Source organism: Leisingera sp. McT4-56 (assembly GCF_020514995.1).
GTDB lineage: Bacteria > Pseudomonadota > Alphaproteobacteria > Rhodobacterales > Rhodobacteraceae > Leisingera > Leisingera aquaemixtae_A.
Genome location: NZ_JAJALF010000044.1, coordinates 1 through 10,067, shown reverse-complemented (window position 1 = coordinate 10,067; position 10,067 = coordinate 1). Strand labels below are relative to the sequence as shown.

At 51.7% G+C, this 10,067-nt stretch carries 10 protein-coding genes; 4 read left to right on the top strand and 6 right to left on the bottom strand.

Features of this window, described 5'->3' with window-relative positions; all coding sequences use genetic code 11:
* Positions 1-167 precede the first annotated feature (167 nt).
* From LHL23_RS23105 to LHL23_RS23095, 3 genes are all read right to left on the bottom strand, one after another.
* Positions 168-1,154, bottom strand: coding sequence for a restriction endonuclease (locus tag LHL23_RS23105; protein WP_226431710.1), 987 nt, complete (start codon positions 1,152-1,154; stop codon positions 168-170).
* A 79-nt stretch (positions 1,155-1,233) separates the two neighbouring features.
* A complete protein-coding gene (locus tag LHL23_RS23100; protein WP_226431709.1) occupies positions 1,234-2,589 on the bottom strand; it encodes an RNA-directed DNA polymerase in 1,356 nt (451 codons plus the stop codon).
* Complete coding sequence (locus LHL23_RS23095) at positions 2,576-3,169, bottom strand: SLATT domain-containing protein (protein WP_226431708.1); 594 nt, start codon at positions 3,167-3,169, stop codon at positions 2,576-2,578. The genes LHL23_RS23100 and LHL23_RS23095 overlap by 14 nt, the downstream gene beginning before the upstream one ends.
* A 328-nt stretch (positions 3,170-3,497) precedes the next feature.
* Here LHL23_RS23095 and LHL23_RS23530 point away from each other — a divergent pair, with 328 nt between their 5' ends.
* Genes LHL23_RS23530 through LHL23_RS23085 form a run of 3 tightly spaced genes read left to right on the top strand, consistent with a single transcriptional unit; the run spans position 3,498 to position 5,157 of the window.
* Positions 3,498-3,620, top strand: a complete 123-nt coding sequence (locus LHL23_RS23530; RefSeq protein ID WP_264181317.1) for a hypothetical protein — start codon at positions 3,498-3,500, stop codon at positions 3,618-3,620.
* Positions 3,620-3,805 carry a hypothetical protein gene (locus LHL23_RS23090; protein WP_226431707.1) on the top strand — a complete coding sequence of 62 codons (186 nt, stop codon included), beginning with the start codon at positions 3,620-3,622 and terminating at the stop codon, positions 3,803-3,805. Before LHL23_RS23530 ends, LHL23_RS23090 begins: the two co-directional genes overlap by 1 nt.
* 41 nt (positions 3,806-3,846) lie before the next feature.
* Entirely contained in the window at positions 3,847-5,157 is a 1,311-nt protein-coding gene (locus LHL23_RS23085) for a DUF6538 domain-containing protein (RefSeq protein WP_226431706.1), read from the top strand.
* Between the two features lie 280 nt (positions 5,158-5,437).
* Here the strand turns inward: LHL23_RS23085 and LHL23_RS23080 are convergent, their stop codons facing one another.
* Together LHL23_RS23080 and LHL23_RS23075 are read right to left on the bottom strand one after the other, a co-directional pair.
* Positions 5,438-7,306, bottom strand: coding sequence for a P-loop NTPase fold protein (locus LHL23_RS23080; protein WP_226431705.1), 1,869 nt, complete (start codon positions 7,304-7,306; stop codon positions 5,438-5,440).
* Positions 7,307-7,437: 131 nt separating this feature from the next.
* Positions 7,438-7,668 (bottom strand): helix-turn-helix domain-containing protein, encoded by a 231-nt coding sequence (locus LHL23_RS23075; RefSeq protein WP_226431704.1) that lies wholly within the window; start codon positions 7,666-7,668, stop codon positions 7,438-7,440.
* 138 nt (positions 7,669-7,806) lie between these two features.
* On the opposite strand from LHL23_RS23075, the gene LHL23_RS23070 reads away from it, so the two are divergent.
* The gene (locus LHL23_RS23070; RefSeq protein ID WP_226431703.1) at positions 7,807-8,418 is read left to right on the top strand and encodes a hypothetical protein; all 612 of its coding nucleotides are present in this window, start codon (positions 7,807-7,809) and stop codon (positions 8,416-8,418) included.
* Between the two features lie 31 nt (positions 8,419-8,449).
* Here the strand turns inward: LHL23_RS23070 and LHL23_RS23065 are convergent, their stop codons facing one another.
* Complete coding sequence (locus LHL23_RS23065; RefSeq protein WP_226431702.1) at positions 8,450-9,895, bottom strand: hypothetical protein; 1,446 nt, start codon at positions 9,893-9,895, stop codon at positions 8,450-8,452.
* Between the last annotated feature and the right edge of the window lie 172 nt (positions 9,896-10,067).

Here is a 10,067-nt window from a genome sequence, read left to right as displayed (position 1 = left end):
TCCCAGCGCCAACATCCCAGCCGAAACATCCCAGCCTAGAACCGCTATCGACCTGCTGACGAGTGGTGACGGTGGAGACCCGATGGTGGCGTTGGCCGGAGTGTGGGTTAGTACTTCTCCCACCGCACTCTTCCTAAAGCTCCAAGGGATTGGAATTTGTGTCACCCTTAGCGCGGAAGGCTAACAATGAAGTCCCAAATGCGCTCGTCAAGGAAGTCCTCGACTGCTCCTTCCTGAGACCGCAAGTCCAGCATGTCGATCAAATCTTGATTGGAAAGAAGAATAATTAGCTTTCCCGTCTCTCTCATAGCACCTTGTGCCGCGCGGATGGCGCTGGGGTCTGGCCCAAGGCGAGAAATGAGGAGGCAAACTGTGCGAAGCGCCCCAGAAAAAAGATACCGCTCAGTTGAGTAAACTTGGTCTGGACCTATCTTTTTAGAGTAGTTCTTGCACTCAAAGAGGATTGCCTTCGTTCTGAAGTCTTGTCGAAGACTATCCCAGAACTCGTTTCCCGGAAGAATCCGGCAAATGAAGTCGTACCGATTGCCGCCATCAGATGTCTGGGCTTGTTTCTTAAAGCCGTACAAATGAGGGGCGAAAAGCTCCTTCATAACTGACATGCAGAAGCGCTCATACTCTTGCGGCGATAGGGTGCTTTGGTCAGCTATGTGCTCAGATAATTTCTTCTTTAGAGAGTTGTCGAGATCACCTTTCTGCACCCTATCTTCCAAAGCATCGTCTGAGAACTTCTGAAGTCGCTTCTGAAGCTGGGGGGCGGCGCCCACCTTGCTATGAAGATCTGTCAAATCCCAAACATGAACTTTGTTTTGGGCAGCAGTCCACTCTTTCGCCGCTTGCGACAACTCCGCTCCGACCACAATGATCGGGCGTTCAAAGTCGGAGTATTCAACCACAAGGTCCAAGAGCCTATTCGCGCTAGCCGTTATCCTGTTCATAGTCGCCTTGCCGCTTAAGGCTGACACTTCGACTGGTATTTTTTTGCCCCTACTTTCAACAACTAAATCTACTTCCCGGCGGCCAAACCGGACATCTTGCCGAACTTTATAGCCAAGCTGTTTGAAAATTTCTGCGACAAGATCTTCAAACGCAAAAGCTCTCGCAACTCGGGATCGGTAGGAAGATTGTTTAGACAAGCTTTGATACTTTCGATGGAGCACAAGTGTAATTCATAGGGCGATGCCATTCAAACCGGGAAACCCCTTCGATAGGCTTCTAACTACCGCCACTAGTACCAAAATCGATGGTTTCCCGTTCAAGTTTGGCAACCTGACGCTTCACTATTGCCCAGTACCTTCGATCAATTTCGGCCCGTTCTAGTTGGGCAAGTTTGTCCGCCGGAGTGCCAACCAGCAGAGACACGGTGTTGATCTTGTCAGCAAGTGTATAGTGATCAAAGTCCGGGATGTAGCTCGTCTTATCTCGATTATACCGAGACTCACGATAGGTCTTCACAAAGCTCCTGACAGACGGAATTCTGTCCTCAAGCCCGTAGTGGCACAACTGCTGCTTCACGAATACATCCATACGATGGAACTGGCTCATCGCAGTCGCTTGGCGGAAGAAGAAGACCCAGCCTACCGATCTATTTTCGAACCTACATCCTGTGATGATCAAGTTTAGGCGCCAGAGGACTTGTTCCACTGTCGCGCTTCCTCGCAGCGTCCTGAGGCAGCCTGCAATAGCTTGGAACATCTTCTTGTAGGAAGCTTTCCTTATTTTTAACTCACCACTCGACACATGGTAACCAAGGTACTCCGTACCCTTGGTGATTGGAGCTATCATGGTCTTGCTAGAGGGTGCCTTCTCTAGGGGATGTGACGAAAGCTTCAAGTGAGAGCTTAAGTAGCCCGACAGTTCGTCATGAATCTTGTATACGTCAACTTCTTTGCATAGCACCAAGATGTCATCCACGTATCTGAAGTATTGGTATCTGGCTTCAAACTCTCGGTCAAAATCAGTCATATAGATCATAGAGAGAATGTTCGAGATACTCAGCCCTTGAGGCACCCCGACCGGCAGGCAAGAGTGCTGATCGAACCCTGTGGGGTTGGAGATTGCTTTCTCAATCAACGAGGTGGCAGGGGAACTCATTATTCGCCTGCCCAGCACTTCCATCAGAACAGTGTGGTTGATTGATGGATAGAAATTTTGAACGTCCATCCGCAGAAAAAAGTCACTGGCAGCCGCTCGCCGAGTCGCCAGATAGACCCGCTTAGTGCAGTCGTGCGGGGGTCTCATCCTTCGATCTGGGAACTTTTGGGTAAGGTAGTCGCAAAGTGCTCTGACGGTCAGAGCATCTCTAATTGTTGGAACCGAAATCTGCCTAGGCGTCTTTAGGGCAGACTTTAGGATTAACTTTTCTTTGTAGCGTGTAAAACGGTAGGTTCCGTTCAGAACTTTGCGGCTGATAATATCAAGTTCCGAGTCAAGGCTGGCTTCGAACGCCGACGCAGAGATCCCGTCTAGGCCTGAAAACTTTGCCTCCTGAAGGCGATCTTTGAACACTTGTTCCAAATAGGAAGGCGAAAAGAAGTGGTCAAAGGGCTGCAACGCCTCATCCAAAGACATAGAGTATCCCCATGAAAATGATCGGTGCTAAGAGCAAAAGCAGGAATGCTATCCAGCGCAGCGCTACTGACCAGCAGTACTTCAGCGTTCTCAGTTTTCCAAAGCTCACCCGCCCTTCAGTGTTGCGAACTTCTCCTCCAGTCAAAACGATTTTTCGAAACAGCATTCGCTCTTGGTCAAACCCAGAGTGATTTGGGAAACGCTCGAGAATTTCGTGATAGTGCCTCAGCTTCTCGCTGTTCTCGATCTGGGCATCATAGAGTTTGTGCAGTTCAAGATAGCAGGATCTGTGCTTGGCTGCGATCTTACCAAATCCAAGGCCCCATACTACCAAGGAGGCAGCCAAAACGCACAGAGAAAGAACAATCGCCACTTCTGAAGTATAAGGTCCAATATTTGTGCTAGCCATGTGTGGATTAAACACTGAAAAACCAAGAAGCATCACGGAGTATGCGGTTAGCACAAAGTGTGACAGCAAATCGTAGAACTCGTAGCGCGCATGCGAAACCATCCTAGTTCTGCTAGTGATCCAAATGTTACCTAGCGGGTCAGGCTGCGCTTCAGAGGGCTTTGAACTCAAACTTGTCTCCCAAAATGTGTGCGGGCGTAATGATTTCTAGGTTTGGATTCCTGACTTCCGCCAGAAGTAGCTAAGCTGGGCAAGCCCGTGCTCTAATGGTAGTCCTTGCTATGAGAACTAGCGCTGTGCGCTCCGCCCGCACTGCTCTCTTTTGCAATTTAGATCTGATTGTTTCAAGAGAAAATCAACTCTGATGCGAGACTTCTGAGACTCCACTTGAACGGCAACCAGAGTATCATTGATTCATGCCTCGGGCTGCTCTCAACCCGAGCCTCAAAAACCGAGAGTCCCTCCGTATCTAAATCGATAGCAACTACGGAGGTTCATCATGCTGTCTCATATACTTGCGAAGTACCTGCTGGCGACCAAGCCGATAAAGGCCAGACGGTCCAGCAGTGGCGAAATCGTCATCGGCAAGATCATCATCGTCCTGTTCGCCAGGATCGACTGATGGACGAACTGAAGGTCGACGACATCGTGGTCATCCGCGCATCTGAAGACTGGCCGGAGCACCTGTTCCGCATCACCGAAGTCTTCGACGACTGCGTGGGCGGCTACTCACTGAACGGACCACTGGAAGGCGAATACGGCGAGCCGGACTTCGACCTGATCCTGAGGGTCTACGAGGGCGACTAAGGCCCATTCTTCCTAAACTCAAAATTAGAAGGAGGAGACACATGTCTGCTCAGATCAAGTATGCGTACTTGAAGGGTCACACGTGGCTCTATCGACGCCATTTCCCGAAAGACGTAGCTCTGGCTCTCGGTCAGAAAGTACTAAAACAATCTCTGAAGACGCGAGATGCCGCTACTGCTCGGGTCCGGACTGCTGAGTTGAATGCTCGCTATGAAAGCCTGGTAGCTGAAGTTCGGTCCCGTTCCGAGGAGGCACTTAGTCAACCAGAGAGCGCTGCTGGTACTCCTGCATGGGCGGTAAAGCCGGAGACCGCTCTCGACCGACTGCGAACGTCTCTGGCAGCCTCGGGTACTGTTCTAGATCGTCCGGATTTCAATCCATTGATCGAGAAGGAGAAGATACCAACCGGTGACCGTGCGGAGCTTTATCTGAAGAAACGGAGCAACCAGCTCCGCTACGGCGGATACAAGTCGGTGCGGTATTCGGTGGAGCTGTTCGCTAGCAAGTATGGTGAGCGGTCTCTCTGCAGTCTGGGGCGGGACGATGGCCGGGAGTTCCTTGGAGCAATCGCCAAGCTTTCCCCGCTGATCGGCAAGTCAGCGACGACGAGAGGCTTGGGCTTGGATGCTCTGCTCGCTTTCTCTGCCAACGGAACGGCTCGGATTTCGGTCAGAACTCAGAAGCGTATCTGGTCGCAGGTGAACCACTTCCTCGACTGGTGTGTTTATGAGGGAGACCTGGATGCCAACCCCTTCAGAACCGTTCGGTTTGACCGGAAGATCCGCCCTCAGCCTTATGCCGTGCCAACCGACGAGGAGGTGCGTCGGCTACTGTTGGATCGTGACCGCGACCTGTATCCGGTGATGCTGACTTGCTTGCTGACGGGGATGCGTTCTGGGGAAGCTGCTGGCTTGCTTCGGGAGGACCTCGTGGTGAAAGGAAATCTTGGAACCTTCGCGTGGGTCAGACCAAATGAGTTGCGCTTGCTCAAGACGGATGCGGCGGAGCGGTTGGTTCCGGTCCACCCGGTGCTGGAGGAACTGTTCACGGACCTGCCCAAGTTCGGCCCGCTATTCCCTGACTTGACCGTTGATCGCATTTCCAAGCTGTTTGCGGATGTCAGAAAGCGGTTGAAGCTGGAGCGTCCAAAGCTGGTGTTTCACTCTACAAGGAAGTGGTTCATCACCCAATGCGAGCGGACAGGCGTGCCGGAGCACTTCACCGCTTCTCTGGTGGGTCATAAGACTGCTCGATCGGAGAACGGGATCACCTACGGCATCTACTCGGCAGGCATCAGTGACGAGCAGAAGCGGTCCATCATCGACCAGATACGGCTTCCGGTGCTGGAATGAGCATTCCCAACATCGAGGAGTTCGAGGAGAGGGCCGCTATCGCTGAATACGATGGCGGTCTTTCTCGTAGGAAGGCTGAAGATCTGGCAGCTCGGTCTCAGGGCTTCGCTAGCGCTGAAGACTACTGGCGGTGGCTGGCGGAATACGTGCTGACCCGAAAGATACCATAGAGAAACCCCGGCTGGCTTCGTGCTAGCCGGGGCATCCACTTTACTTTTTTCATGCTAGTATTGCATGCCTTGAGTCAACTCGACTGTAGTTGAATAAGCGATGGAGTGAGCTATGCACTACCTTGGGCGCCGTCGCTTTTTCGTTCGAGATGTTTGTCGAACTCGCACCGCATCCATTCTTTGCGAAACTCGAGCAGTCGGCTATAGGGCGGACCTTCCACCTTTGCGATCTTTCCAAATGCATGTTCCATATCGGCAAGCCAGTCATGCTCTGCAGCCAGCACCTTTTGGTGCTTATCCATCTCGTACCGTTTAATTAATGCACTCATCACAGTTTCTCGTGGCGCACCCTCGTCAACAAGAAGACTTGCGAACTCTCCAGGGTCAATATGATGAAGAAAAGGCACGTTCTGAAAACCTTCGCCTTTTCCACCATAGTTGCAGATCTTAAGTGCATTCATCTGGTCCGCGGAAATTTCAGCCATTAGCCTTGGTGCTAGATCACGCATCTCGACATCTCTGGCCTGTTCGACTGCTTCCCGGACGTTGTCGCGTATGGTGCAGAACTCTAACTCGTCCTTCGCCAAGTACATTAGGCCGTGATATGAACCAGAACTTAAGCCGAAGGTGGTCATATCTGGAATTAGTGTTCGAGCGTCGACGACTTGTTGCAAGTAGGCTTTGAAAAAATCAATAAGCTCCGCTCCGTCGAGCAGATCGTCGCCGAATTCTCTTAGTCTAATCACCACGCCGATGACGTGAAGAAGTTCACCAGGGTGGCAAATTGTATGGTTGCTCAGTTGGTTTATGAGTTCGGCTCGCGCAGCAGTATAATCGCTTCGCGTCAAAGCGGACCAGTTCCATAGCCGCCGCCAAGCAGGGATGTGATTTCTTGGCGCAATCAATGGGTGCGACCGAACATGCTTTACCACTTCAGCAGTCGAGACGGTTCCGGATTTCATCAAGACTGCGATGTGTTCCGGGTGGACCACCGGATCCTCCCATCGAACCATAGGGTAGGTTGATTTCAGGCGTGCCGCTGTTTCGCTTGGGGTCCTACTCAGGATTGCCGTCCAGCATTCCCTTCCAAGATTGCGTACATCTTCGAAAGTAAGGCCATCCTTGCCTGCACGGTACTCGATCTCGATAGCAAGAAGAAACAGGAGCAAGGCGTCAGCAGCTTCCTCTTTGCCGTGCAACTCTTTTTCAATGTGGGTAGTGAGGTAATCAAAATCCTCGATCCCCTGCCGAAAACTGCGCAAGTTCAGACGACCCGATGCATGGAACACTTCGAGTAACGTTGTTTTTGCCCGCCGGACACTTTCTTGTGCTAACGCGCATGACATTCGATCGATTAATGTTGGAAGCAGGTCTTCGGGCTCTGATCCTACTCGGACAGTCTTCCCTACAAATTTTTCCTTTTGCCGAAGGTACTCGTTCCGCTCATCCTCTTTTACCTTGGCGATTTCGTCATCGTGAGCGATCACGATGACCTTATGCCCGTCGGCAGCAAAGGAGTGCGCGAGCGCAAGTACCTGTAGCACTGGCATGACTGATCGTTCGAGGTCGTCGAAGACGAGAACTTTACCTCTAGGGTTTAGCATCGCTCGCTTGACCTTTTCGGCGTCCTCCTTCGTCCCTGCCGTTTTCTTGGAGTAGTACGCAGCGAGGCGGGATGCGATCTCTGCACCCCACTTGGTTGTTTCTCCATACTGAGATACGAAGAACTGCTCGTAGATGTCATTTGGGTTTACTGCTGATGCAAGGCTAGCGTACCAGTAATCCGCCGTTTCGTCGCACCCCTTGTCCTTCGCAGCGGCGCGTCGGGGCTTAAGGTACGCCTCGATAACGAAGTTGGTTTTTCCTGATCCCCAAGGACCGTCGATCATTACCGCGTAATCGGTCTTTTTTGCAGCAACATATTGGTTAAGGTATTGGATCGCTTCTTCACGCGTTGCGCGAGGGATTACATCCTGCATTTTGGTCCTCGTTGGAATAGGCTGAGCAGGAGACTAGTTCGATTGGAGCTTGCAATCCACGTATGATTGGCTGATGCGAACATTCGCGCATAGGGTGGATGATGCTAGGTTCGTCTCACGGTTTCCACTAGTTATTCTTGTCCGGGTTGCTCCGCATCGGGAACCAAAAGTCTCCAAGCAGGGACACCAAGAGGTTCCGCAAGTTTTTCCAATACCACGATAGTTGGATTCCGAACGCCTCGCTCGACACCGCTGACATAGGTCCGGTGCAGGCCACACTCAAAGGCCAGCGCCTCCTGCGAGAACCCCGCTTCCTCCCTGAAACGCTTCAGATTTCGTCCGACTAGCCTGCGTATTGCCATGCTCGGAGAGAGCAGTCTTGTAGACTTATAGTCTACAGACTATGAGTCTCATTTGCTGGGCGCTTCAAAACTACGCGGCGCTAAAAGGCGGGAAACTGGGCAGGTTTTCGGCTCATCCATCATTGAACGAGGAAGCTCATGGAAAGCACTTTTAGAGGACTGTTCTTGGCTGGGGCTATCGGGGGCGTAGCTTGGTTCTGGTATGTGGTTCTGCAGCCAATGACATTACTGGTCGAAGCTGCGGGCGTATCTATCGCAACCCTGACCCTAATTGGGTTGGTCGGCTGGCTGTATGAGAAAAACCGGTCCGGAGTGAGAGGCGCAGCTGCGAGGGAAAGCAAGTCACTGAAAGTTGCGGCTGATGGTGTGGGAGCTAATCCAAAGCCAGATCTGAAGAAAGTTAGTTGGAAGGTGTGGGGAGCGCTCGCGGTTCTAGTCGTGGGCTGCTTTGGTGTTTGGGTCTACCTTGAAGCCATGAAACGAGAAGAGACGGATCTTGCTTACCTAACCATTCAAGTGCGGTCGCAATGTGCTACTTGGATCAATAGGGAGTTCAACAGCGGAAACCCTCAACTGAGAGCTCGGGCTAGCGATAGCTGGCAGAAGAATGGGCACATCGTGGTGGACGTGACTTGGAAAGATAGCTCGAGCAGCAAATCCAGAAACACCCGTCTATGCGTCTACGATCCTGACACTGGACGAATGCAGTCACCGGGAGCCTTTGGCCGTGGGCGTTGGGAGAAACATTGATGCTTAACGCATACAGATCTCCAGATTGACCCTACATAAACAATTGTAACCCAAGCGAAACTAGAGAGGCCAGCCCGGCTAGCAGACTGACAGCTTTGACACCTGCGTTTCGCTCCAGCTTGTGAACAATTTCTGGGGCCTTGCGCAATGCTATGAGGATCCGGGCTGTTCTTCCAAAAACACGTGTTGCTTCGTCGCGCTTCTGAATGATGGCGTCAGACCTAGTTACTCCGGGCAAGGGAGGGGCTCCTGAGTCTATCTCTTGCCTGAGAGCCCGAATATCCTCCTGTAATTGCTCTTTTAGAACACCTTCAGTGATGAGGTCCAAGCTTGGGGCAACTTCGGCGATTGCTTCGCTTGCTTCTGATGAAAGCTCCCGCATTTCTTGCTCTTGCAAGATCTTTCGATTTTCCGCCACCAGCGGATCGGCAGCTCGAATACCCAAGGCTCCGGTGCGCAAAGCGGAAAGCAAAGCCTCATTCTCATCAGAAGGGGGCAACTCACCTGACGCTATTTGAGATGTCAGGCTGGCATGAACTGTCGTCAACTCCATCTCTACGCGCTGAGGATCGTTGGCATAGCGCTCTAGAGTTCTCTGCAGCCTACGTATAGCGAGTGAGTTTTCATTCAGACCATTTGACTCTTTGGCTAGAACATCCTCAATTGCGTCTGCTATTTGCCCCAATGTGGCACTATAAAGATCAGGCTTTGCAATAGCCTGCGGGTGCAAGCTGAAAACACCAGTATCTGAGTTCGATACTAGCTCCTCGACGAGTGGCAGCCGTTGACTTAGTATTTCTTCTTCGGTCTCTTCCGTTACGGTTTCATCCGATCCATCGTCATAAAAGTCCGGTCCTGGAATCGGAGCCCAGTCGAGCACGCCAGTTTCCTCTTCGATGTCGTCGGCGACCATTTCAATGAAATCAAAGGAAAACTCCCGACCAAACTCACTCTCAAGAGCTTCTAAGGAGGTGTAAGGCCCTCCTGTAACCCACTGATACCCGCCCTCTGCTGTTATGTAAGGGAGAGAGTTCGCCGGGTCTTCGTAATTCCGAAAGAACCACTGCTTCATCCTTTCAGCAGATTCTGCCGAACCGGTATTCGCATCGGCGTCAAAGCCGAACGTGATCTCGGGCTCTTCTTCGTCATGTTCCAGGTTGATACTGTAGTTTTCTTCTAGCTCATGGCCATTTAGTTCAGTAAAACGGCGGCTTTCTGAACCCATTGGATACTCCCAAAGGTGCCACTCTAAAGTTCCTAGTTCATCATGATGAACTGTCCCAACCCACTGCGTCTCTGGCCCCATGCCGCGCTCAAGGCCTCCAGTGCTCTCCCAGTCAATTCTATCTTCTGGAATGCCGTAGAGTACTCCGGTTGTTTTATGGCGGATCTTCGCGACACCGGACGTTCTAATATGCATTCTGCTCTCCAGCAATCGTTGCATCTCTTTGGGAACAAAGCGAAATAGCTTCAACAAGAAAGTGATTGCGTCACAGATATCCTCTTCTCAAAGAGAAGGAAACCTTCGGAACTTGAGTTTGTTGTCACCACCGGCCAACGCCACCATCGGGTCTCCACCGTCACCACTCGTCAGCAGGTCGATAGCGGTTCTAGGCTGGGATGTTTCGGCTGGGATGTTGGCGCTGGGA